The sequence below is a fragment of the Streptomyces sp. NPDC048650 genome, from assembly GCF_043199095.1.
In the GTDB taxonomy this organism is placed as follows: domain Bacteria; phylum Actinomycetota; class Actinomycetes; order Streptomycetales; family Streptomycetaceae; genus Streptomyces.
The window spans coordinates 51,644-75,289 of record NZ_JBICVM010000012.1 but is presented as its reverse complement, the minus strand read 5'-3'; the positions used below and the strand labels follow the sequence as shown (position 1 = coordinate 75,289).

Sequence of the window (23,646 nt, the reverse complement as noted above, 5' to 3'; positions counted from 1 at the left end):
GGACGCCGGCTGCCCTCGTGGGTGTACCCGGCCGGGGGCGCGCAGTCCTCCGCGACAGCCCGACCACGGCTCGATCGCCGGTGTCAGGAGCTGAGCGGCCGCGCCAGCAGTGGCGTACGAGGCGCCTGGTGCCCCCCGCTGGCCAGCATGCGGACCTCGCCCCGATCGCTGATCTCCGCGCGCACGATCCCCGATTCGTCTTCGTAGACCGGATACCCGCCCGCTCCCGCCTGCTCGGTACGCAGGACGACCACCACGTCGTCTTCCACGGCCAGAGCCTGAAAGACCAGCTCATAGCGTTCCGGGTAATCCATCGGGGCCTCCCGAAGTGACTCTCCACTCCATCGTGACGCACACCGGCCCGCCGCGCCTGAGGAGGACCGGGGCAACGGCGGCGGGACGGATCAAGGCCGTCCGCGCCAAACCTGACATTTGTCATCTGGACTTGGGATCAAGGTAGTTCCGAAGGTTGACGGCTCGAAGGCGCGCCCCCACGAGAATCGGTCGCAAGAAAGTTCGCACACCTGCCACGGGCCTTGAACCAGCGGAGCCACCATGTCTGTCGCCCACCGGAACCGCCGCCGCATGCGGCTCGTCGGGACCGCCACCACCGTCTTACTCGCGCTGACAGCCTCGACCGCCGCGACGACCTCGGCTCTCCCGCCCCCCACGGCGCCCCTCACTCACGCCCCCACGGCAGCGACCGCCGACCGGGCAGGCATCGACCGTGCCGCCCTGGAGAAGACCCTCACGGCCTTCCATGAGGCCGGGATGTACGGCGCCTACTCCGCGGTACGGGACGGCTCCGAGCAGTGGCGGGGCGCCACAGGTCTCGCCGACGTCGACACCGGGCGCCCCACCAGCCCCGAAATGCGGCACCGCATCGGCAGCATCACCAAGACCTTCACCTCGGTCGCCGTCCTTCAGCAGGTCGGCAAGGGGCGCATCGAGCTCGACGCCCCCATAGGCCGCTACCTGCCCGATCTCGTCCCCGGAGAGCGCGGCCGCGTCATCACCGTCCGGATGGTGCTCCAGCACACCAGCGGCATCGGCGACTACAGTCCCGCGATCTTCACAACGCCGGAGAGCCTGGAAGACAACCGCTTCCGCCAGTTCGCGCCCGAGCACCTGGCTCGACTGGGCCTCAAGGCCGCTCCATTGGGCAAGCCCGGCGAAGCGCATCACTACTCCAACACCAATTACGTGATCGCCGGTCTTCTCCTGCGCAAGGTCACCGGCCTGGCCCCGGAGCGGTACATCACGACCCACGTCATCCGCAGGGCCGGACTGCGGGACACGTACTTCCCGAGTTCGCCCTACCTCAAAGGCCCGCACGCCAAGATGTACGAAGCGGCCTACGGAGGCTTCGACCCGCCGCACGAATTCAGCGTCTACAACCTCTCCTGGGCCGGGACGGCCGGCTCCCTGGTCTCGACCATGCCCGACCTGAACCGCTTCTACGGCGCGCTGCTGGGCGGCAGGCTGCTGGCCCCCGCCCAGCTCCGGCAGATGAAGACCACGGTGCCGATCAAGGGATCCGTGGCGCGCTACGGCCTTGGGCTGCTGAGCACCAAGCTGCCCTGCGGGGAATTCTGGGGGCACAACGGCCTGGCGCTCGGCGCGATGACCTGGTCCTTGTCGAGCGCGGACGGCCTCCACCAGATATCCCTCGGGTTCAATCTGACGCGCTATCAAAAACTCGACGCGGAAGGCCGGCCCACGCCCAGCCCGATCGATACCGCGATGGATCGGCATCTCGTACAGGCGCTGTGCGGGACGCACAGCACCCCGACGTCGAAAACGCCACGCCTCCTCCCGCAGCAGATCCATGCGCAGCTGCCGGGCGCCGGGCTCATGGCACCGCACCCGTAGATGGAGGGGCCCCGCCCCCGTGCGCTGTCACAGGGGCGGGGCGGGTCCGAGAAGCGCCAGCAGCTCGGATGGTTTACGGAGACCACGGTACGGGCGGCCACTGACAATGGCCGTCCAATCCGAGCACCCCCGTCCGTTGCCAGGTCACGCCCCAGCGACGGCAAGGAGAAGATGATGGCCGGGAACGCCCCAACGGCACCGCCCGTTCAGGGTCACGCCCTCCGGCCCATACCCCCGACCCCGCCACAGTTCCCCACCGATTTCCGCTGATTTCCGCCATTTTCGGCCGACGCACAGTGGGCCCGATGCACCGGCCGGCATCACCCCCGACCATGACTCCGACGGTAGGAGAGAGGCGATGGAAATTCCCGGATTCTCGCTGGCGACGGTGGCAGTGGACTGCCCGGACGCGCAGTTGCTCGCGCACTTCTATCAGCAGCTCTTGGGATGGGAGGTGAAACTCAGCGAACCCGACTGGGTGCTGCTCCGGCCCCCGGAAGGCGGCACGGCACTCTCGTTCCAGTCGGAGGCGGGATACCGGCCCCCGGTGTGGCCGGAACGGACATCGGAGCAACAGAAGATGCTCCACCTCGATATCCGGGTCAACGATCTGGACGAGGCCGAGTCCTATGCGGTCGCGCTGGGTGCGAGCGCTGCGGAAGTCCAGCCGCAGGACGACGTCCGCGTGCTCATCGACCCGGCCGGGCACCCCTTCTGCCTCTTCCTCCACTGAGGAGCGCCTGGGACGGCCAGACCGCAGCATGGGCAGCACGCCTCATCGCCGCCCGTCCGAAAGTCGATTGACGAACCGTTGGCCAATCCGTTGACGATCCGTGGGGGCCGTATGGGTGGATCAACGTAACCGGATGCCCAGTGATCGCGGAGCGTGTGGGACTGGACACATGCAGAGAGCGGGAGGCGTCCGAGCCGCCGACGGTCCTTGCTGGTCAGAGAGTTGAAGATGGCGTCGCGCAGGGAGCAGGAGGGGAGCATGGGGGCGCACGAAGGGCGCGCGTGGTGATGAATTGTCAGTGACTGCCCCTAGCATGTCTCACATGTCCCCAACTCCCTCTCCCCTCAACGGGGTGTCCGTTCCTGCGTCCGAGGCCAACGAATCGATCCGGCGATTTGTACGCACCCGACACGGCTTGGCGTGGACGGCGCAGGACATGGCGGAGTACGCGGTGTTGCTGGAGATCTGGACGCGGGCGGTCCGCTCGGAGGTGGTGAAGGCCGCTTAGGCCTCCCCTCTCGACCTGCACGGCGCAGCCGCTCCGGCCTCACAGCCGCTCCCCCACCCCCACCCTCATCGCGCCGCACACCAAACCTGCCGGCGACGGCAGCGCCGCGCACCCGAGTGGGAACGGGGGCGGACCGTGGCTCCCGGTAACAGTGCGCTCCTCGACCGCGCCGCGGTGAGCGGATGCCCGCCGGCCCCGCCGTTCGTCCACTGCACGGTCCGATGTCCGCGAAATGGCCGACGATCGTCACCCGCGCTCTGGCTCACACCCTCGTACCCGCCATCCCATGGCACGCTGAGAGGGAATCCGAGCGATGCGACGACGACACGCGGCAGCGAAGCCGGCGGCCCACGGCGGAGTGCCCGACGCGCCGGGCTCGGCGCCCCCTCCCGGCGCCGATCACGTCGCACCGCCACCGTGCAGGCGAGACAACGAGGCAGGTCGAGGAGCACATGAGCACGCCACTTCCCGGCTTCGACGAATTCGAACAGCCCAGGGCGCGCACCGCCGCCTCCGGTGGCACCCGCCACACGCCGGACGCCACTGCCCCCATGCTCGACCCTGCCCCCGAAGCAGCACCTTCTGCCCGAGAGTCGCGCGCACTCCGCCGTGAGGTCGCCCCCGGCGCCGTTCACGTTCCCGGCTGGCTGTCCCTGGCCCAGCAGCGGCAACTGGTCACCGCCTGCCGGGACTGGGCGCGCGGCCCGGCGCCGATCCGGCACACCAAGCTTCCCCGGGGCGGCGTGATGTCCGTCCAGACGGTGTGCATCGGCTGGCACTGGCAGCCCTACGCCTACACCCGTACCGCCGACGACGTGAACGGCGCTCGGGTCGCCGAATTCCCTCACTGGATGGTCGAGTTGGGACGTCGGGCTCTGGTGGACGCCTATCAGGACGCAACCGCGGGCGACGGCTACACCCCCGACACCGCACTGATCAACTTCTACGACTCCGAGGCGAAGCTCGGCATGCACCAGGACAAGGAGGAGCGTTCCGGCGCGCCGGTCGTCTCGCTCAGCATCGGCGACACCTGCCTCTTCCGGTTCGGCAATACCGAGACCCGCACCAAGCCGTACACCGACATCGAGCTGGCTTCCGGGGATCTGTTCGTCTTCGGCGGGCCGTCCCGTTTCGCCTACCACGGTGTACCCAAGGTCCGCCCGGGCTCCGGCGATCCGGCGTCCGGCCTGACCAGTGGTCGCCTCAACATCACGATGCGGGTCACTGGGCTCGGCTGAGCCATGTGCCCGGCCCGCAGCCGGGGGCAGGAGGCAGACTGGACACATGTGCCGCAGCATCAAGACTCTCCGCCCGCCCGTCACACCCGAGGTCACCGACGAGGACATCCGGGCCGCCGCCTTGCAGTACGTCCGCAAGGTCTCCGGCTTCCGCGCGCCGGCCGCACACAACCGCGAGGTTTTCGATCACGCCGTGGACGTCGTGGCGGCCGCGACCCAGGATCTACTCGACAACCTGCAGGTCCGTGGCGCAGCCACCCGGCCGCGCTGATCCGGAGCGCGGAGCCCCCGGCTCACCAGTCCAGCAGCGCCTGCACCGGCAGGTGATCGCTGGGAAACTGTCCGTGCTCGGAGAACGTATTGATCGTGGCCCTCCGTGTCCGCACCACCGCCGACGTGAGGATCCAGTCGATCCGGTCCCCGTCCGGCACCAAGGGTCGGTACCCGTGGAACGTCGCGTATGCGGCGCTTCGCTCCGTCGCCTTGTCCCAGCTGTCGACGAGCGCCCCGCCTCCCAGCATCGCGTCGTACACGGGATTCTTGTGGGCCGCGACGTTGAAGTCGCCCGTGACGATCCGCGGCAGTGACGCATCGAGCGCGCCCAGGCGCTCGGTGATCAGCGCCGCAGACCTCTCCCGCGAGTACTGATGGGCATGATCGAGGTGGGTGTTCAGCGCATAGAACTCGCCGCCCGCGCGCAGATCCCGGAACCGCACCCAGGTCGCCATCCGGACGACGGTGTTCCCCCAGCTCGCCGACCCGATCAGATACGGCGTATCGGACAGCCAGAAATGGTCGTACTCGACCGGGGCAAGCCGTCGCACATCGTAGAAGAGCGCCGCGAACTCGTCCCGGCTGCCGCCACCCCGCCCCGTCCCCACCCAGGCGTACTGCGGGCCGAGATCCTCCGCGATATCACGCAGCTGCCCGTAGAGCCCCTCCTGGGTGCCGAGCAGCTGTGGGGCCTCGCGACGCAACAGCGACCGCATCACGGGGCGGCGCTCGGCCCAGGAGTGCGGCCGGGTGTCGGACGCGTAGCGCAGATTGAAGGTCATCACTCGCAGCCCGCGCCCACGACCGGCGACGGTGGGCGAGCCTTCGGCGGCGGGCGCGGCCCCGGCGGCATACGCGGTGCCCGCACCGTACGCCGCGACCGGCAGGCCAACCGCCCCCGCAGCCGCCGCCCGCAGCGCAGACCGCCGGCCGAACGCCGCCGACGAGGCATCGGCGGCGGACACGGCCCCGGCGGCTCCGGGCACAAGAGACTCACGGACGGCAACAAGGACGCTCACAGCGACTCCATTCGCCCAGTGCGCCGGCCCGCGCCGACACCACCCCGCAGGGTCTCGAAGTCCGCGATACGCCGGAAGTACCCACAAGCAAAAACGACGCGAATCCCTCGCGGCTCACTGCTGACCGGCAGGACCCTGCCAGTCCGCATGCCGGATGCGCGAGAGCTCCCGCACACCGCCGACGGTGCCCCACTCGTCCTTGCCCAGGCGCGACAACGGCTGCAGCCGGGCGATCTCGGGGTGCCCGTCGACCAGCACATCGTCCGACACCACGGCATGCACCACCCGGCCGAAAACGACCGTACTGTCCCCGATCCCGAGCGTGCTGTGCACCTCGCACTCCAGCGCCACGGGCGAGTCGGCCACCCGCGGCGGCTTCACCCGCACACTCGGCTCGGACGCGATCCCCGCCGCCCCGAACTCGCTCACCCCGTGCGGAAAGTCCGTAGCACTGTCATTGACCTGCCGGTGCAGCCGCTCCGACGCAAAGCTCACCACGAACTGCCCGGTGGCCTCGACATTCCGCAACGTGTCCTTCCGGCCGACGGAACTGAACTGCACGACGGGCGGCGACACGCTGGCGATGGTGAAGAAGGAGTGCGGTGCGAGGTTGTGCGTCCCGTCCGCCGACATCGTCGACACCCAAGCGATGGGCCGCGGCACCACCGTCGCGGTAAGCAGCCGGTAGAAATCATTGCGGGGCATGGCAGCAGGATCAAAGTCAATGCGCATGGTGATCAGTATCCACACCAACGGCGACGGATCTCGCAGCGGACGGCGACCCCTGCCCTCCGAGCCCGACGGAAAGCGCCTGGCATCGAGGCCGCCGCGAACCAGGACCCGCCACCGTGACGACTGAGACCCTCAGCCGCCGCGCCGAGACCCGCTATCCCTTCCGGGTTCGGTCCGTCCGGGCCTCTTGGATGCCCGTGTCACCGACGTCCACGCCGAACGCCTGCATGCGGCTGGACTGCGGGCGGCACTCGTGGGTGACGGACGCGGAATCGATGGTCGGCCGCACGTATATCCCCTTCCGCAGTCCTCGTCGATCCAGTGCCGGAACTTGGTGCGCTCGTCGCCGTCGCGGACTTCGGCGGCTTGGGGCCGAGATCCGAGATTCCTACGTCAGGCCATCGGGCCTCGGATGCTTGCGGCGTCGCATCCGGCGGGTCCGCTGGTGCCCGTAGGAGGGGCCTCCCTGCCCCCGAGGGGCGGGCCCTCCGTAAGAAGGACCCGCCCCTCGGCCCGGCGGGGCGAGCTTGCTCGTTTCAGCCGGGTGCTCAGCATGGCGTCCACATCGGGAAGTTCAGAGGTTCTGAACGAAGAACGTCTCGCCGACCGCGCACTTCACCGAAAGCGTGGCGGCCGGGGTGGGCGGGAAGATGATGTGCGTTGCTCCTACCAGTTTTCCCTGCTGGTAGAAGGGGGCAGCCAAGGAGATGTAGGACCATTCGGCATTGTCGTCGGACGAAGATGCGGTGGCGAAGTAGGCCCACGCGAGATTGTGGTAATCGCCGGCGTAGGCCCAGCCGCCGGTGCACTTTCCCTCCGTGTCGGCCGCCTGGGCAGGTGCCGCCGTGCCCAGCAGGATGCCGGTCCCCACCGCCGCGGTGGTGAGCAGGGCTCTGATGCGAGTGCGCTTCCTCATGAGTGCTCCTTTTCGATGTGCGTTGCCGATGCGGCCGGTCACCCGATCTCGCGTGATCCGTCCGGGAACTGGGCCCGGAGGGGGTCCTGTGATTCGCGCAGCAAGGAAGCGACACGAAGACAACTGGTCACTGTCCGGAGGGACCAGAGATCATTCACGGACACCGCTCAGACGTGATTGACCGAGTCCCGGGAGTAGATTTCGGCTCCCTTGGCACACTTCATGTAGACCCATGCGGAAGGGGTAGGGAGAATGAGTACGTCGCCCCAGGTATTGAATTCGCCGGAGTCGTGGAACGGAATGGCCAGAGAATTTTCGAACCACTCGGCGTGGTCGTTGCTTCCGCCGCGAATCGAATACTCGATCTTGTAGTGCCAGAGGGCGTTGTGGAAGACGCTCACGAGCTGGTAGTCGCCGGTGCACGTACCCATATGCTCGTACCCCGGCGCGGCCACCGCCGAGGTGGTGGTTCCGAGAGTTACGCAAAGGGTGGCCGCGGTGACGAATGCGGCAACGGCACGTTTCTTGAGAGACATGGAGACCTTCTGTTCTTGAAGCGTCCGCAGAGCACCTCACGTGCAATGTCAGCCGCTTTACGGAAGCCTCGCCGATGCCGTCCCGCCGGAGCTGAGTACTTTCTGCTCAATCGCCGGGAAAATGCAGATCCTTGGGAGGATCCGGGGCTGGAATACCTCCCGACCGGTCGGCATCCATATTCCGCCGGGGGCAGAGCTCCGCCCCCGGCGGCGGCAGGGCCCGCCCCGGCGGACGGGAGTCCGCCTGGCGGAGCGGTCGCGCGGTCATCCTGCGGCACACCGGGCGTCAGGGCGCTGCACCATCCGCGTTCGGTAGCCCTCTACCGGCGAGGCCCGGACTCTTGCATGTTCTCTGCCAGGCGCCATAAGTTACTGAACGGTAGCTCCTTGATCGGAGCGTCTGCTCGCCGACGTCAGGAAGGCACAGCGGCATGTCCGACGACTCTTTCGCACCCCGTGTGGCTGTCTGCCCCTCGGATTCCCGGGGCGGTGGGCTCGTGCGTCCGCGCAGGAGCGACAGTCGGCGTAGCCGCGATCGGATGGTTCTCAGCACGGCGGCCCGGTTGCGCGGGTACGGCGCCGGCGCGACCCGCATCGGCCGGGTGCTCGCGCACAGCGGCGCGCCCCGCGGTTCGGTCCACCACCACTTCCCTGGCGGACGCGCTCAGTTGATCGGCGAAGCAGTGGCGCCGGCCGATGACGTCGTCGCCGGTCTGATCGAGACCGCTGCGCGAGCCGCCGACGCTCTGGAGGCGATCGACGCCTTCTTCCCGCTGTGGCGGGGGCGGGCTGATCGACAGTCACTTCTTCGGAACGGCTGGTGCCTACCACCGGTTCCTCGGTGAGGTGGCTCTTCAGCGTGCGGCGACCGACGGGAGCGAAGAAGCAGAGACCGTGCAGGGACGCACACTCTGGGAACTGCTCCACTTCGACAGCAACACGAACCGCAGTACAGAGGTTGACTCGGGTGCCGACCCGCACGACACCGGTCGTGTCCGGATCCCGGTCATAGGTCACCAGGCCTGACGACTGACGCCCCCGACCGCCGAGGGACGACCAGGCGGATCGAGCTGTCGATGCCGGCCGATCCGGTGCGGGGTACGGTCGTGGGCGACCACCGCCGCACCCTGGAAGCGCATTGCTCGACGTAACCGGCAATCTCCTGCCGATGATTCGCGGCCGCCTGCGGTGGCTCGGCGACCGGATGCGCGACGGAACTTCCTGCCGTCGGCGTGGTGGCCCTTCCGTCCCCACCCCCGTGAGCTTCGGCTCACCACTCACGGGGGAGGAGACGAACCGGCCCGGACCGCACAAGGAGATCAGTCCAGGACCTGCGGCCGGGCGCCTTCCCCAATCCCCTGCCGCTGATCTCCAATAGATCACCGTCCTGGCGCTCCGGGGGAAGTGATCTTTACTCAATCACCGGTGGGGTTCCGGGGCGGGCCCCGGAACAAAAGGCGACCAGATGTTGTGCTCGTGCATCCTCTCGGTCGGTCCGCTGCTCGCTGTGGCGACAGCTCTCGGCTTTATGGAGTGCCTCTCCCCTGAACGCTACTGAGCTGTCCGCGGCCTCGCCCGAGTAGGCATTACTCAGGCCGCGGTCGTGCTCACCATCCAGGCTGGGGAGTCGGCCGTAGGGCAGCGCTCTGTATGCGTGGGCCGCGGGGCTCGCCGGCCGTGCCCGGGTGCACGTCATCGAACGCCGGGACCCTGCGAGGAACGACCAAAGGCACAGAGAAGCGACGCACGATGCTTGCGCGTTCCTCCCGACTCTGTGCGGGTGCCCTGGTCAACGTCCCCCATTGCGGTCCGGCTCCGGTAGGCGGTCGGCCGCTCCGCGAGTCCGTCCGTGGCGCTCGTGTGCCGGAAGTCTGCGGAGTGCGGCGGACGCACCGCAGCGGTGAAGCGGCGACCACAATTCCCACAAGGAAAATAGTTGCCTAAAAGGAAAGGAGATAGTAACTTTCTCGCCAGGCAAGGGAATGCTCGTACGGAAAACAAGGAGCTCGCATGACCGATCGACCGAGTCCGGAGCAGGCCGCTCTCACATTGCAGGGGGCACGAGAGCAGCAGGGTGCGGCACTGACGGGGCGCCGGGAGCCAATGCGGGTGAAGGTCGCGTTCGGTGTGGCAGGGCTGGCGTTCGGCGCCTGTTACGACGTGTTCGACGACCCCGGTTCGATCCCCGTTCTGGCGGTGGCCGCCGCGACCTGGACACACGGGATCGTGTCCAGAACTCCCCGCGGAGCCGCTCTGCTCGGCTACGGCACTGCCGGGGCCCGCAACCGGCCTCCTGCCTACGTCCTGGGAGTGCTCGCCGTGGTCGCTCTACTGATGGCCGTCGGCTACTTCAGCGTCAGCCCCCACACGGCATATCTGGACGACCACGTGCCCTTCTGGCACACGATGGGCATGCTGCTCCTGATTGCGGTGACCACCGCCCTGGCGCCGCTCGATTCGCGCTTCCGGATGTGGCTGTTCAAGCTGACCTCGAAGCGGGGGGTGTAGTGGCCGCGACGTCCATCGCCCCTCTTCTGGTCGATCCGACGCGGCTGTCGATCCTGTCCCTGCTGAGCACGGCGCGGTGGGCGGAGTTCGCCTTCGTCCGCGACACGGTCGGCCTGTCCGACTCGGCGTTGTCGAAACAGGTCGGCAAGCTGAGCGACCACGGATACGTAGAGGTCCGGCGCGGATACGCCGGGAAGCGGGGCCGCACCTGGATCAACCTTGCACCGGCCGGCCGGGGAGCCCTGGAGAGCCACATCTCGGCTCTGCAAGAGATCATCGGCCAGGCCCGAGCGACCGGCGAGGCACACGTTCCTCCGGCGGCCGGCCCCTAGCGGCAGAGCGGGACAATGGTGCCCCTCAGTCAGTCACCCCTCTGCATGGAGCGGGCGGCGACGCGCAATGGGCCGAATGCCTAACGGGTCCGGAGCTCCCACCTGTTGGAGATCCGGACCCGTCGTCGTCTGCTCCCGCGCCGGATCACCAGCGGTTTCGGATGGATCAGCGGGCGGCGCCCGAGCTGTCGTCGACCTTGAGGGCAGCTTCGTCGACGGCTTCGAAGGCGTCGCCGCGCAGCTGCTTGAGCGCGTTCAACTGGTCGTTGTCCCACCGCTTGTCCTCGTCGCCGGAGACGAACCAGCTCGAACCGTTGTCCGCGACGAAGGCGCCGTAGAGCTGGAGCGCCTTGGCGATCACGCGTGCCTGCGGCGGCAGGGCTGCGGTGTGCACGGAGCTTTTCAGGCGCAGCCGGAGGCCCATCGGCGGCAGGCTGTCGTCCGTCGCGGATCCGGCGTCGTGGCGGGCCGGCCAGAGATGCGAGGTGTCCGACCGGGGCACTGTGATCCGCAGGGCGTGATCGATCTCTCCGGCTGCCACCTCGTCATAGCGCACGAGTCCCGGCAGGATCGGCAGACCTGCCGCGTCCGCCGAGGTCCAGCCCTCCGGTCGCAGCGCGTTGGAGCGGAGGTCGAAGACCGCCCCGGATCCGGCGTGCCAGGAGTGCCCTGCTTCGGGCGTGGCGTCGTACAGCTCATAGGACCTGCACCGGTGGCGGTCGAGCACCACGACATGGCGGTCGCCGTCCCCTTGTGGTCCGTTCTCGATCCGTGCGTCGGAGGGGATGCGATAGCCCGCGGGGTCGGACTCGTCGGCGTAGTCGAAGGTGACCTCGGATTCCGGGGCCGGGCTGTCGAGTGTGGTGACGGGGATGCCGAACGGTTTACCGTCGATCGGTCCGGACCCGAAGTCGGGGTGCAGCGGTTTCGCCGCCCCGATGGCTTGTACGTAGGTGTCCGACCGTGCGTGGCGGGGAAGTTGGTCGGCCGGTGTGCGCCAGATGCTGGATGCCGGCGCCACTTCGTCGCAGGACTGCTCTGCGGTCGCCGCCCGGCTCGGCGGTTTCCTCGACGGCTCCGAGGAGGGGTGGGCAGCGGTCCGGGGCCGGGAGGACGCAGACGGTGCGCCGGCAACGTCGGAGGGGAATGCCGACGGCCCGAACGAGGGGCGGGCCGACCGGGTGGCGCCTGCTCGGTGTCCCAAGGGGTCCGGCTCGGTGGCGTTCGCACAGGCCAGATAGCCGCTCACCAGTGCTGCGCCGAGGACCGCCGACGAGGCCAGGAGATGTCGTCGTGCCGGAGGTTTTCTGTGGGTCATGAGGGATCTCTCCGCGCCCACCCGGTGCCAGGGTCCGGTTCCGGGAGCAGCGCACAACGGGCGGTGGCGCTCGGCAGGAGACGCAGGCACCGCGCATGCTTCGGATGTCGGCGGCGACGCTAGTCGAGTCGGACGTGCCGGCGTCAGAGTCCGGTGCAGCAGCGGGGAAAGTTGAGTAATCCCTGCTCACCGCCGGTGGCTTCCGGGGCGGCCGTGCCCGGCCGCTCAATCCCGTGGGCGCACCTTCGGGCGGCCACCGGAGGCGCGCTTGGCCGCGGCGATGCCCTGGCCTTCGAGGGTGTTCTCCCGGATGTGGTTGCGCTCGATCTGCCCTGCGGCGGCGAGAACGGCGAAGGGCATGGCACCTACGCCGTTCTCGTCGGTCCGGAACTCCGCCGCCGTCCGACGGCGGAGTTGGCCGACCACTCGCGCCGGGGACGTCGTCACCCCTTGGCGAATGCCTTCAGCTCGTCGTAGGAACCGTGGAAGAGGTCTTGGTCGCCGGGGAACGTACCGGAGTCGGCAAACTGCCAGAAGGTGTGAGCCGACCAGCCGGCCGGGAGGGTGCCGGGGGACGCGGCATACCGGGCGACCCACAGCGGATTGGTCCCGCCGAAGCTGGTGTCGCCTCCGGTGCAGCGGGTCCACCAGTCACTGGTGGTGTAGAGGACGGGGGCGCGTCCGGTGCGGGCCTTCACCGTGTCGCTGAACTCTCTGATCCAGGACACCATGTCGGCCTGTCCCCGGCCATAGCAGGCGTCCGGGCCGTACGGGTTGTGTTCCAGGTCGAGAGCCGGTGGCAGCGTGCTGCCGTCCGCCGTCCAGTTCCCGCCGTGGTCGACGAAGTGTGTGGCCTGCTCCACCGCGCCGGAGGTGTCCGGACGGGCGAAGTGGTACGCGCCGCGGATCATGCCGGCGTCGTGGGCGCCCTGGAACTGCTCCGCGAAGGTGGGGCTCTGGAAGGTGGCTCCTTCGGTCGCCTTGACGTAGGCCCAGCGGGCTCCGTCGTCCCAGGCGCCCCGCCAGTCGACCGTGCCCTGGTGGCGGCTCACGTCCATCCCGGGGACCTCTTCCGCACCGGCCGCGGCGGAGATGCCGTGCCCGGACGCCGCGGCCTGCGCGGGCGGTGGGAGGGTCAGGAGCGTCGCGGTGGCGGTGACGGTGGCGAGAGCGGTGAGCAGCGCTGTGCGCAGAGCGCTGTGGGGGCGTCGACGTGGAGACAGGGGCATGTGGGGATGCCTTCCGATGGTGTGGTCCGAGGGACCGGGAGTGGTAGGGCGTAACCCGTGGGAGGCGGAGAAGTGCCTGCGCAGCACGGGCCGTTGCGTCCATGACGCGTTGATCTGAAGCGAACATAGGGGGCGTGGGGCGCAGTGACCAGACCCCTGCAGCGATCTTGCGCATCTCCGGCCGAGGACGCGCGATGTTGCTTCAATTCCCTTGTTTTGAGGCGTAGTTGAGTAACGAATACCCATGACAGGTGTCGCCCTCATGGCCTTAATGAGACCTCGGCGCGGAACGCGGTGTGGGTGTGCGTCCGGGACGGTCACGGCCACAAAGCGGTGACGTCGCACGGCCGCGCCGAATCGTGGACCGAGGCGGACGCGGCATCCGAACGCGCCGCCGCGAGCAATGGAGAGAAAACCATGTACCGGTCTGGACTGATCAGGACGGCGGTGGCCGTGGCCGCGTCGTCCGTGTGCCTGGTGAGCGGAGCCGCGGGGGCGTGGGCGCAGCCCGGCGCACGTACCGCGCCGTCCGGGGCACAGCCCACGCGGGCGGACGCCGTGCAGGACGCGAAGCAGGCGGCGGCGCGGAGCCTGCGGGAGGCGTACGCCGCCGGCCAGGTCGAGGAGGCGATGTCCGCCCTGTCGGCCTCGGCGGACAAGGTGGGACTCGATCGACTGCCGGTCCGGTCGACCAGCAACTTCCGCGCGTCGGTGAAGTCCTCCAACAACGCGATCCTCGCGGCCAAGGGACTGCCCGCCTCGACCGGCAACGTCCTGCAGGTACGGCTGGCCAACCCGCAGGCGCGCGCCGCACTGGCCAAGGGCGTGCAGCCGCTGATCGCCGCGGAGCCCTCCGACCGTCGGGCCGATTCACTGACCGCGTACCGGCCCGACGGCACCGCGGTGAAGCTCGGAGCCACGGCGCCCGCCGACGTCCCGGTGCTGATCGTGGGCACCGACGGCGACCGGATCGTGGCTGCCGGCACGAAGGTGATGAGCGAGGGCTTCAAGGCCGCCTGGCCGCAGGCGGGTGCCGACTCCAGCGGCGGCCACTCCGCCCGGAAGCCGCGGACCGCGGCCGCGGCCCGGGCCGCCTCACGCACGGCGCCGCTCCCCCGGCAGGCCGGCCGCGAGCTGCCGGCGGCAGACGCGTCCGGCACCACCAAGGCAGCAGACCCCTCGCAGGGCAAGGACGTCACCCGCATCAACGACGTCTCGTTGCTCCAGAGCAACGAGGAGCCGTTCTGGAAGGGCGGCGCCGAGGCGTTCGCCGTCGTCGGCGGCTGGGACAAGAACGACAAGGCGTTCGCCGAGCCGACCCTGCAGATGCCCTACCTCGACTCGACGGAAGTCGCCTACCACCCCAACCAGAACCTGATCGACTGGAGCCACTTCGGCTACGACTCAGCCGACCTGGTGTTCCTGGAGGAAGACGACGGGACCAACTACCGGGACCTCACCAAGGCGATCGTCGACGCGCTGCTGACGGTCACCGGCTACGGCACGACCGGCATCCCGCTCGCCAACACCATCATGGACGCCATTCCCGAGTCGTGGTGGACCGATGAGACGGATGAGCTGGACCAGGTGTACTCGGTCAGCCACGCCGCCATCGCCAGGGCGCAGAGCTCCGGCGCCGCCGGCCTGACGTACTCCGGCGCCGGCGGCAACATCTCCCTCGGGCTGAGCAACGTATTCATCCCCAAGACCTGAGGGGTTTCCGGCGCAGCCGGAACCGCCGGACGAAGGCCCGCCGCAGACGCGGCGGGCCTTCGTCGAGGGGTGGGCGGGTGCATGAGCGGCCACCGGCAGAGCGGCACCGCCGCCGGTGCCGACGGGATCGGTCAGCGGGCGGAGTTGACGGGCCGCTGCGTCATTGCTTCACTACGAAAATCCCAGTGGCTGAGCCACTGATTCAGCCACCGGACTCCTGGAGACTTCCCCATGCCTGACGAGACCCTCGCACGTCAGTCGGTGGTCGACCTGCTGGAAGCGCGACTGCGCGACGACATCCTGGACGGTGCACACCAGCCGGGGTCGCTGCTCCCCCCGGAACGCGATCTCGCCGCGCAATACGGCGTCACCCGGACGACGCTCAAGCACGCCCTCACCCGCTTGGAACAGGCCGGCATGCTGCGTACCCGGCACGGCATCGGCACCAAGGTCCGGGACATCCTGAAGGTAGGCGGCGCCGAGCTGCTGCCGATGCTGGTGGCGCGGGACAGCACCTGGCTCGCGGAGGTCTTCGAGGCCCGCCGGCACATCGGCACGCTCATCGCCCGGCGCGCCGCCACTCGGCGCACCGCTGCCCAGGGGCGACGGTTGTCCGCGCTGCTGGCGGCAGTGGCCCAGGCGGCGGACGGTGACGCCGCGCAGCTCGCCGACGTCGAAGTGCACCGGGAACTCGCCCGGGCCACCGGCAACAGGGTGTATCTGCTGCTCACCAATACGTTGTTCAATGCCTATCTGCCCGTGCGGCTCGCCCTGCGTGCGCCCTTCGAGCGGCCCGCCGAGGCCGCCGCCCAACTCGCCCCGCTCGTGGAGGCGGTGCGCGACGGCCGGCCGGAGGACGCCGAGCGCGCCGCGGAGCGCTATCTGCGGGCCACGGAGAAGCAGATGCTGCGTTCCCTGGAGACCGCACGCTGATCGGCATGCCGGTCCCGCCGGGCCCCTGCAGGGCGGCCGCGGCGGGCGGTCTTCGTCTCGCCGGTCAGGAGGCATCCGCCGTGCGGAGTGCCTTGCGGCTCACAGCGAGGGCGGTGGCCATGATGGAGAGTTGGGGATTGACCTCCGGGCAGCTGGGCAGGGCGGACCCGTCTGCGATGAGTACGCCGGAGATCCCTCGGAGCCAACCGTCCTCGTCCGCGGGGCACACCTGCGCGTCGGTGCCGATCGCGACCGTTCCGGTGGGATGGAAGGCGGAGAGGTGAAGCTGCCGGGCCGAGAGCGTGCGCACCGTCTCGTCGAGTTCGTCCGCGGACCGGGCCCGCGGGGCGGTGGTGACGCCCGTGAGGACCTCCTCCGCGCCCGCGGCGAACAGCAGCCGCCCCATGGCGCGGACCGCCCTCAGCAGGCGGTCCCCGTCACGCGGGTGGAGGGCGTAGCGGATCAGTCCGCGGCCGCCCACCCGTCCGGAGGGGCGGTCGGCGACCATCGCGCCGAGGGTCGCCAGAGAGCCCGCGTCCGCCAGCTCCGCGCGCAGTTCCCGTCCGAGGCCGGGGAGGATGAACGAGCTCATGCCCGGCGGCCCTCCGGTCGCCTCGATGAGGATCCCGTCGCTGTGCAGTTCCTCCACGCCGACACTCTGCAGCACCCCCCGCCATGACTCGACGGGCTCAGGAAACCGACCGGCGACGCTGGTTGCGGGATGGATCGCCAGATTCCGTCCCAGCCTCGGATGGCGGGCGAGCCCGGATCGCCACAGCAGGGGCGGGGACTGCAGAGCGCCTGCCGCCACCACCACCAGCGGGGCGAGGATCTCGCATTCGCTGCCGTCCGTCCGCCGGACGACCACACCGCAGGCTCGCGGCCCGCCCGGACGATCCGGCTCCGTCAGGATGCGCAGCGCCTCGGCCTCGGTGACGATCCGGGCGCCGGCCCGGCACGCGTCCGGGAGCACGGAGAGCTGGACGCTCTGCTTGGCGCCGGTCGGGCAGCCGACCACGCATTGGCACGAGCCCTTGCATCCGGTCGCGTTGCGCCGCAGCGGCGCGGCCTGCCACCCGAGGCGCTCGGCGCCGCGCAGGGCGGTACGGCCGTTTCGGCCCAGGAGGTCGACGGGTGGGGTCGTCACCCTCAGGGTGCGTTCCACGTCATCGAGGCAGGCGCCGAACGCGGCCGTGTCAGCGATGCCCAGTCCGTAGACGTCGCGCCAGCGGGCCAGTACATGGTCGGGCGTGCGGAAGCACGTCCCTGAGTTGACGACGGTGGTGCCGCCCACTGCGCGCCCCACGGGAAGCAGTACCGGCGGATTCCCGACGGCGAAGGTGGCCCCACCGTCGCGGTACAACTCCCCGAACCTGTCGAGGGGCACCCGCCGTGCGAATTCCGCGGTGGTGTGCTGCTGCCCCTCCTCCAGCACGATCACCCGCAGGCCGGCCTGGGCGAGCGTGCGCGCGGCCATCGCCCCGCCGGCACCTGATCCGACCACCACGGCGTCGGCGGTCGAGCGGTCCGGCCACGCGCCCGAAGGCACGCAGTCCAGCGGCGGGTCCTCCGGTGTCGTGGCGGCGGAGTCGACGGTGGGGGCGTGGTGGAGCATGCGTGCCGTGCCCGCGGCCAGGAGTACCGGCATCTTCAGCACGTCGAACTGCGCGAGCAGTCCGGGCCGCCGGCTGATCGCGGCGAGCAGGTCCTCCCGCTCGGCGGGCAGCAGTTCGCCGAGCCGGCGGCCGGTCCGCAGGGCGGCGTAGGCATCGACGGCCGAGGCGGCGCCGTGGACCGCCGCACGGGCCGCGGCCGGCATCCGGCCGAGCAGGGCCGTGAGCCGCTCAGGCACCGAAGCCGCCCAGGGCGAGTGGTCGTCCTCCGCCAGCAACGTGGCGACAAGGCCCTCCAGTGCGCGGCTCATCGCTCCCCCACTTCGGCGTGCGCGGTGCCGCTCAGGCTCCAGGCGGCTTCGGTGCGCCAACGGCCCCACCAGCGCTCCAACTCGATGCGTGCGTCCGACGTCTCGCTGTTGCGGCACACCGCCGTGCTGCCGTCGGGGTCGGTGTACTCAAGGGCCAGGGTCCGGTCCACCGGCTGGGTCACCCGGACCCGGATGCGACGCAGGCCCGACCGCCCGGTGACCGTCCACGACGGCAGTCCGATCCGGGCGCGGAACCGCCCGGCCCCCAGCCAGCCGACGGCGCTGCGCTCCGCCGTACGCGGCCAGGTACCCCCATTCCTGCGCAGCCGGAGGAACACGGTCGGCGGCAGCCTGCGCAGTCCCGCCTTCTTCGAGACCGCGGCCACTATCTCCAGAATGTCCCCCGAGCCGAGGTCCGCGTGCAGCCAGGCCCATCGCAGGGCGTTGCCCTCGCCGTAGATCCGGGCGTCGGCGCCCGGTGCCGCTTCGAGGGGCAGCTGTCGCCCCTCGTGCGTGACGCTGCCGGTGTAGGTGGCGGACGGTGCGCTGACGAGGTGGGCGGCGGGAAGCAGGCCGCGCCGCCAGGCCCAGCGGGGAAAGGTGTACAGCGCGGCGCTTCGGGAGTGCCTGGTGAGGTCCCAGGCGAACGCCCCTGCCGTGCCCCGCAGCCTGTCCGGGCCGGCTTCGACCCTTTCGGCCGCGAAGGACTGCGGCACGGGTCCTGCCGAGGGCGCCACCGGATCGGGGCCGAATCGGGCGTGTTGCGGGGGTGCGTCGGGCGGGAAGAGTCCGACCCATCCGTGCGCGTAGGCGGACGATCCGTCGGAGGGTGCGGTCAGTTCGTGGTGCAGCCACAGGCCGGTACCGGTCACCGGGTCCGTCACGGTCGTGTACCAGACCTCGGTCCGGCCGGGCTCGCCCTCCCAGCGGCGGGCGTGCAGGGATGCCGGTTCATCGCTCAGGCGGGGCCATCGGAAGCTCGTCACGAACGGCACCAGGGAGCGTGCCACTTCGAACCGCAGCTGGCCGTGTCCGGCCTCCTGCCCGCCGTCGAGCAGGACGAACGGAAGGACCGTCATGGAGGCCAGTGGCCGTCGGGGGGAGACGGATTTCCAGCCGTCGAACGTGTAATGGCGTCCCCTCACGGTGAACCGCATGCGGTAGCGAATGCGGCGCCGGGCGAGGGGCGAGATCTCCATCTCCCCGCACACCGGCACGTCCACGGCGAGGCCCTCGATCCGCACCCGACCCTTGATCCGGCCGTCCGTCGTGCAATGCGGCAGCAACATCCGGTCGGTGCGTACCGCGAGGTCGAACCGCATCCGTCGCCCGGCGGATTCTCCTGCAAGTCGGACCGAGCCCCTCATGGTTTCCCTGAATTCCGTCGACCGGCCACCCATCGCTTCTGCCTCCGATTGATACGTGTTCCGGGGGTCCGACGCACACACCGGCGCTCGCCGAAGACCTCACCCAGTGGGTTAGTGGCTCAGCCACTCAACCACTATCGGATGCCCCTGACAAGACGCTCCCGCTCTTCCCCGCCCTTGCGCTCGGCGCGGACCAACCGCTCGACGCGGAGCCGCCGTTGCCCGCATCGCACGCATCCCCGGCCCGCCCGTCGCGACCCACGGGCCAACAGCCGGAAGTCTCCGGCAGGCAGGTGCCGCTCCGCTCTCGCGGCGCTCGGCCGACCCTCCTGCCCCCTCCATTAGCACAACCACATTTGCGCAACCAGAGTTGTCGAATAGACAATGGCGCTGTGCCCGAACCTTCCTCAGATGCCGTTGCCACCGACGATCTGGACACCGGCAGCCTCGCGCTCTTCGTCGGCTTCGCCTCCTCCCAGCTGGTGCAGGAGCAGCTCGCCGAACAGGGCTTCGGCGATCTCCGCTTCTCGCACGGCTACGTCTTCCAGCACCTCGTCGACGACGCCCGGCCCACCGTCGGGGAACTGGCCGCCAAGCTGGACATGACCCAGCAGGGCGCCTCCAAGGCCGTCGTCGAACTGGAACGCCTCGGGTACGTCGAGCGCATCGCCGATCCGCAGGACGCCCGCGCCCGCCGTGTGGCGCTGACCGCCCACGGGCGCGCAGCGGTCGCCGCGGCGCGACGCGCCCGGAGCGCCGTCGATGAACGCCTGGCCGCCCGGTTCGGCGCGGATCGGCTGGCCGAACACCGCGCTCTGCTGGGCCAGTTGCTCGTCGAACTCGGCGGCACGACCGACGTCCGGCGTCGCAGCGTCCGCCCGCCCGCCTAGGGTCGCCCCCCCGGAAAGCCACTCACGGGGTAGCGGTGGGCCACCGCGCGGAGCCATGGGCCAGGGCACGGAACGGCCGGCAGGGCGTGCGCCCGGGCCGGTGATCCCGGCCGGGCGCCTGCTCCGGCGGACCGTTCGTCAGTGATCGAGCTTGCCGAGCAGCTCGACGGGGTTCTTGTGGTCCCGGACGATGCTCTGGTTGAGCTGCGACTGGATGCGGGACAGGTCGGCTTTGTCGCTCGCGCTCGGGTCGGCGACGACGACCGCGTAGTGCCAGGTGTCGTCGGTCTCGCCGGTTTCCGGGTCGTCCCAGACCATGAGCCGGTGCCCCCGTGCGGTCGAGGCGTCCGTCCCGGAGTCCTGCGTCATCATCACCTCGTCCGGAATGTTCTTGGGCGTCTCGTCCTGCGCACCGAAGCCGAACCGGGTGGTCTTCTCGGTGATCACCGCGGTCGACGCAGGGTTGAACTGCGGCGGCAGAGCGATTTCGGTCGGGGCGCTGGAGTGCCGGCTCCGCCAGGTGACGAGGGCGAACCTCTTGCCCTTGAAGTAGTGGGAGTCGGTGCCCTGCGGAGCGAGCCCGTACCAGTCGAGCGGGGTCTTCCAGCCGTCCTTCGCCATGTCGTTGTAGGTGAAGTTCATCAGGTCGCCCTGCACGGCACGGGGGTAGACCCGCTCGGCGTTCGCCGGGTCGATGGTGAACGACACCGGTCCGCTGCCCTTGTTCACGACGGAGAAGTTCTCGTCGTTCCAGCCGTCGCCCTTGGTGATGACCTTGTCCGGATTGCCGTTCATGATCTCGTGGTGCTTGTCGTGGTAGACGTCCCAGTGCCACTGGGTGCCGGAGATCAACGGGGTGTACGGGTCGATGCGGTGGGGGCCGTTGGCGGCCTTCGACTGGTCGCTCTGTTCCATGCCCTGGTAAGTGGCCTTGATGATCCGGTCGGTGTCCTTGGCACCGATGCCGTTGAGCCACATCCCGTACTCGGAGAGAAACATCGGAATGCCCAGGTACCGGGCCTCGTCGCGGACGTCCTGAAGCTGGGGCAGGTAGGTGTTGTTGTCGACGCCGTCGGGATTCGGGCCCATCCGGCCGGAGTCGTAGAAGTGGCTGTTGAAGACGAAGCCGGGGCCGGGCTTCTGCTTGAGGTAGTGGCCGCCGGTCGCCGGGGCGAAGACGCCGGCCTGGGAGTTCCAGAAGACCAGAGGTTCGGCGAAGACCTGCTGGGTGCTGAATCCGGTGTCGTCCATGACCTTGCGGACCCGCTTGTAGAACGGCCACAGGAAGTCGTTGTCGAACTTCGACCAGTCGCTGCCGACGACACCGCCGTCGGCCGGCTCGTTGAACGGGTCCACGCCGAGGAAGTGATCACGGTCCTCGGCGTGCAGTTGGGGGCCGAGGTACTCCAGCGCCTGGGACACCTGCCACACGAAGGCATCCTGGACCCGCGTCTGCTCCACCGGGGTACCCGCGGGGAGCGGCCCGGCCGGGCCGCCGAGGTCCTTGACAGGAGAGTTCTTCCAGAAGCTGCGGTAGGCGCTCCGGATCAGCTCGTTGGTCTGCAGGTTCATCCCCCAGTGCGGACACACCACCCCGCAGTACTCCTTCCCCCCGGGCACCGCCCACCGCGGCGCGCCGTTGCCCGTGAACCAGGAGTCCTTGTGCCACAGGTGCCGGGAGTACAGATCCTGGTGCCAGTCCAACAGGACGTACAGTCCGCGACCGGTGGCCTCCTTGATCTGTGCGGCGACCTTGTCCAGGTAGTCGTGGTCGATGACGCCCGGCTTCGGGTTGACGCCCTCCCAGGAGATCAGGAAGCGGACGACATTGGTTCCCGTGAGGTTGCGCATCTGCTGGAAGGCGGCCGCGGCATCCTCGGTGGTCTTGAACGGCTTGAAGCCTGCCTCGGCGGTCTTCGTCTCACCGGAGGCGTTCCAGCCGCGCAGGGACACTTCCCGGCCGGTACCGTCCCGGAAGACCTTGTCGGTCACGGAGACCTTGCCGGCGGGGCCGAGATCCCGGACGACGGTCTTCTCGCCGATGCTGATCTTGGAGAATCCCGGCTGCCACTCGTAGTCCAGGCTGTGGTGTACCTCGCCCGCACGGGCGGGCGAGCCGCTCATCGTGGCGGCCACGCCCAGCAGAGCGGTGAGAAGGACGGGAGTGCGCCGTATACGGGAAGCGGCTCGGGCCTTGTGCTTCATGCTGTTGCCTTGTCTTGTGTGGGGGATCGAGAACGCGGGACGAGGGAGCGGAGAACGGCTTCAGCCCGCAGTCAGGTACATGGCGTCATGGCCTTGGCCAGGAGTGTTGCGGCACTTCCACATGCCGCCTCCGGCGTTCCAGATACGGCCCAGGCAGCGGCCCAGCGCGATCTGTCCGTAGGCGTTGGGGTGCAGGGATTCCTTGAGCTCCCCCTGCAGGGCTCCGGTGTTGAAGTAGCGGGCCCAGTCACTGCCTGCGGCGGAGGGCGGGTGTGCCGCGTCGGCCATGTGCGTGCTCTTGGAGCAGGCTTCGCGTCCCTGTAGTGCGTCGCTCAGGTCGAGGAAGTCGGTGCCGTTGGCCTGGGCCACGGACCGGAGCCCGTCGGTGATGCGTGGCATCAGGGTGTCCCGGGCCCAGTCGAGGTCGGTGTTGAACATCGGGCAGCCCTCGTATGTCCGCGCCCCGGACTCCGGATAGCGCATCTCCGCCCCGCGCGGCAGCGGGGACGGGTAGGACTGCACGACCAGGTGGTAGTCCGCGGGGGCGTATCCCGCCCCGGCCATCGCCGCCCGGATTTCCTTGACGGACTTGTCGACCGCCGCCATGGCGGTGGCGAACCGCGCCTGCACCTCGGCCTGCTGGGCGGTGCGGCAACTGCCGGACCCGGTCAGGTAGCCGGTCATGCACGCCTGGAGAATGTCGCCGAATCCGACGTCGTTGCCACCGACCGACAGCACCACCATCCGCACACGGTGCGAACGCGCGACCTCGGCCAGGGCATCCGCCTGGGGCCGCTCGCCCTCAAGAGACTGCCCGCCGTGCGAGAGCCGCCAGATGTTCGGGGACTCGGCACCGGAGCAGGCGAGGTTGATGGCCTGGTCCACCGGGATACCGGTGCTCTTGATCTCGGCGACGTCCGACCGGAAGCAGCCCCCGTCGGTGGTCCCGTAGACCCTGCCCGGGTCGTATCCGTTGGGCACCGCGGCGCGGTCGGTACCGCTGCGGTCGCCGAACGGGTCGTCGCTGTTGCCGCGCCACCGGCCGGCGTTGCCCGCGATGTAGCTGTCGCCCAGTGAGACGACGGCGGTCGGCCCGGCCGGCGCCGCCTCGGCCCGCGCGGGTGTCACGCACGTCGCGGCCGCGATGCACAGCAGGGCAAGGACTTGGGGCATGGCGAGGGGGCGGGGTCTGGCTCGGCGCATAGGTTCGGTGCCTTCGGATCGAGAGGTGTGGGGGCGCACGTCGCCCGGAGACGCCGAGGGCGGACGCACCCACTCCGGGTCCCGGCGGTTCGGACCGGGCCTCTGCGTCCGCCGGGACGCTGCCGTTGTGCTGCCGACAGGTCCCCGGCCGGTGCGGTGGCCCCAGGGTCGGCCCGGAAAGCGGTCGCCGGTGGAGC

The 23,646-nt window shown here is 69.7% G+C and carries 23 protein-coding genes; 11 read left to right on the top strand and 12 right to left on the bottom strand.

Annotated elements, in window-relative coordinates:
* Positions 1–83: 83 nt before the first annotated feature.
* Complete coding sequence (locus ACGFML_RS28765) at positions 84–314, bottom strand: DUF6296 family protein (protein WP_393548511.1); 231 nt, start codon at positions 312–314, stop codon at positions 84–86.
* A gap of 241 nt (positions 315–555) precedes the next feature.
* Between ACGFML_RS28765 and ACGFML_RS28760 the strand changes: the two genes are divergently transcribed.
* The 5 genes from ACGFML_RS28760 (at position 556) to ACGFML_RS28740 (ending at position 4,622) form a co-directional block, all read left to right on the top strand.
* Positions 556–1,872, top strand: a complete 1,317-nt coding sequence (locus ACGFML_RS28760) for a serine hydrolase domain-containing protein (RefSeq protein ID WP_393548510.1) — start codon at positions 556–558, stop codon at positions 1,870–1,872.
* 358 nt (positions 1,873–2,230) lie between these two features.
* On the top strand, positions 2,231–2,605 hold the full coding sequence (locus ACGFML_RS28755; RefSeq protein ID WP_393548509.1) for a VOC family protein: 375 nt from the start codon (positions 2,231–2,233) through the stop codon (positions 2,603–2,605).
* Between the two features lie 322 nt (positions 2,606–2,927).
* Entirely contained in the window at positions 2,928–3,113 is a 186-nt protein-coding gene (locus tag ACGFML_RS28750; protein ID WP_393548508.1) for a hypothetical protein, read from the top strand.
* 551 nt (positions 3,114–3,664) lie between these two features.
* Positions 3,665–4,351: an alpha-ketoglutarate-dependent dioxygenase AlkB family protein gene (locus ACGFML_RS28745; RefSeq protein WP_393548648.1), complete on the top strand. Its 687-nt coding sequence runs from the start codon at positions 3,665–3,667 to the stop codon at positions 4,349–4,351.
* Between the two features lie 46 nt (positions 4,352–4,397).
* On the top strand, positions 4,398–4,622 hold the full coding sequence (locus tag ACGFML_RS28740) for a DUF2277 domain-containing protein (protein WP_393548507.1): 225 nt from the start codon (positions 4,398–4,400) through the stop codon (positions 4,620–4,622).
* 22 nt (positions 4,623–4,644) lie between these two features.
* Here the strand turns inward: ACGFML_RS28740 and ACGFML_RS28735 are convergent, their stop codons facing one another.
* The 4 genes from ACGFML_RS28735 to ACGFML_RS28720 form a co-directional block, all read right to left on the bottom strand.
* On the bottom strand, positions 4,645–5,589 hold the full coding sequence (locus ACGFML_RS28735; protein WP_393548647.1) for an endonuclease/exonuclease/phosphatase family protein: 945 nt from the start codon (positions 5,587–5,589) through the stop codon (positions 4,645–4,647).
* A gap of 168 nt (positions 5,590–5,757) precedes the next feature.
* Positions 5,758–6,375 carry a flavin reductase family protein gene (locus ACGFML_RS28730; protein WP_393548646.1) on the bottom strand — a complete coding sequence of 206 codons (618 nt, stop codon included), beginning with the start codon at positions 6,373–6,375 and terminating at the stop codon, positions 5,758–5,760.
* Between the two features lie 574 nt (positions 6,376–6,949).
* Positions 6,950–7,291, bottom strand: a complete 342-nt coding sequence (locus tag ACGFML_RS28725) for a hypothetical protein (RefSeq protein ID WP_393548506.1) — start codon at positions 7,289–7,291, stop codon at positions 6,950–6,952.
* Positions 7,292–7,458: 167 nt separating this feature from the next.
* Positions 7,459–7,827 carry a hypothetical protein gene (locus tag ACGFML_RS28720; protein ID WP_393548505.1) on the bottom strand — a complete coding sequence of 123 codons (369 nt, stop codon included), beginning with the start codon at positions 7,825–7,827 and terminating at the stop codon, positions 7,459–7,461.
* A gap of 539 nt (positions 7,828–8,366) precedes the next feature.
* On the opposite strand from ACGFML_RS28720, the gene ACGFML_RS28715 reads away from it, so the two are divergent.
* The 3 genes from ACGFML_RS28715 to ACGFML_RS28705 all read left to right on the top strand — a co-directional run bounded on the left by ACGFML_RS28715 (position 8,367) and on the right by ACGFML_RS28705 (position 10,667).
* Positions 8,367–8,672 (top strand): hypothetical protein, encoded by a 306-nt coding sequence (locus tag ACGFML_RS28715; RefSeq protein ID WP_393548504.1) that lies wholly within the window; start codon positions 8,367–8,369, stop codon positions 8,670–8,672.
* A gap of 1,165 nt (positions 8,673–9,837) precedes the next feature.
* A complete protein-coding gene (locus ACGFML_RS28710) occupies positions 9,838–10,335 on the top strand; it encodes a hypothetical protein (protein ID WP_393548503.1) in 498 nt (165 codons plus the stop codon).
* On the top strand, positions 10,335–10,667 hold the full coding sequence (locus ACGFML_RS28705) for a winged helix-turn-helix domain-containing protein (protein WP_393548502.1): 333 nt from the start codon (positions 10,335–10,337) through the stop codon (positions 10,665–10,667). Before ACGFML_RS28710 ends, ACGFML_RS28705 begins: the two co-directional genes overlap by 1 nt.
* 166 nt (positions 10,668–10,833) lie before the next feature.
* Here the strand turns inward: ACGFML_RS28705 and ACGFML_RS28700 are convergent, their stop codons facing one another.
* The 3 genes from ACGFML_RS28700 to ACGFML_RS28690 all read right to left on the bottom strand — a co-directional run bounded on the left by ACGFML_RS28700 (position 10,834) and on the right by ACGFML_RS28690 (position 13,214).
* Positions 10,834–11,985: a hypothetical protein gene (locus tag ACGFML_RS28700; RefSeq protein ID WP_393548501.1), complete on the bottom strand. Its 1,152-nt coding sequence runs from the start codon at positions 11,983–11,985 to the stop codon at positions 10,834–10,836.
* A 225-nt stretch (positions 11,986–12,210) separates the two neighbouring features.
* Positions 12,211–12,432 (bottom strand): hypothetical protein, encoded by a 222-nt coding sequence (locus ACGFML_RS28695; protein WP_393548500.1) that lies wholly within the window; start codon positions 12,430–12,432, stop codon positions 12,211–12,213.
* Complete coding sequence (locus tag ACGFML_RS28690) at positions 12,429–13,214, bottom strand: lysozyme (RefSeq protein ID WP_393548499.1); 786 nt, start codon at positions 13,212–13,214, stop codon at positions 12,429–12,431. The genes ACGFML_RS28695 and ACGFML_RS28690 overlap by 4 nt, the downstream gene beginning before the upstream one ends.
* A gap of 417 nt (positions 13,215–13,631) precedes the next feature.
* Here ACGFML_RS28690 and ACGFML_RS28685 point away from each other — a divergent pair, with 417 nt between their 5' ends.
* Entirely contained in the window at positions 13,632–14,927 is a 1,296-nt protein-coding gene (locus ACGFML_RS28685) for a DUF3103 family protein (RefSeq protein ID WP_393548498.1), read from the top strand.
* 231 nt (positions 14,928–15,158) lie between these two features.
* Complete coding sequence (locus ACGFML_RS28680) at positions 15,159–15,860, top strand: FadR/GntR family transcriptional regulator (protein WP_393548497.1); 702 nt, start codon at positions 15,159–15,161, stop codon at positions 15,858–15,860.
* Between the two features lie 64 nt (positions 15,861–15,924).
* Here the strand turns inward: ACGFML_RS28680 and ACGFML_RS28675 are convergent, their stop codons facing one another.
* Both ACGFML_RS28675 and ACGFML_RS28670 read right to left on the bottom strand, forming a co-directional pair.
* Positions 15,925–17,784 carry a GMC family oxidoreductase N-terminal domain-containing protein gene (locus ACGFML_RS28675; protein ID WP_393548496.1) on the bottom strand — a complete coding sequence of 620 codons (1,860 nt, stop codon included), beginning with the start codon at positions 17,782–17,784 and terminating at the stop codon, positions 15,925–15,927.
* On the bottom strand, positions 17,781–19,106 hold the full coding sequence (locus ACGFML_RS28670; protein ID WP_393548495.1) for a hypothetical protein: 1,326 nt from the start codon (positions 19,104–19,106) through the stop codon (positions 17,781–17,783). Before ACGFML_RS28670 ends, ACGFML_RS28675 begins: the two co-directional genes overlap by 4 nt.
* 437 nt (positions 19,107–19,543) lie before the next feature.
* Here ACGFML_RS28670 and ACGFML_RS28665 point away from each other — a divergent pair, with 437 nt between their 5' ends.
* Positions 19,544–20,041, top strand: a complete 498-nt coding sequence (locus ACGFML_RS28665) for a MarR family winged helix-turn-helix transcriptional regulator (RefSeq protein ID WP_393548494.1) — start codon at positions 19,544–19,546, stop codon at positions 20,039–20,041.
* A 138-nt stretch (positions 20,042–20,179) separates the two neighbouring features.
* On the opposite strand, the gene ACGFML_RS28660 is transcribed toward ACGFML_RS28665, so the two are convergent.
* Both ACGFML_RS28660 and ACGFML_RS28655 read right to left on the bottom strand, forming a co-directional pair.
* A complete protein-coding gene (locus tag ACGFML_RS28660; protein ID WP_393548493.1) occupies positions 20,180–22,246 on the bottom strand; it encodes a cellulase family glycosylhydrolase in 2,067 nt (688 codons plus the stop codon).
* A 60-nt stretch (positions 22,247–22,306) separates the two neighbouring features.
* Entirely contained in the window at positions 22,307–23,449 is a 1,143-nt protein-coding gene (locus ACGFML_RS28655) for a GDSL-type esterase/lipase family protein (RefSeq protein WP_393548492.1), read from the bottom strand.
* Between the last annotated feature and the right edge of the window lie 197 nt (positions 23,450–23,646).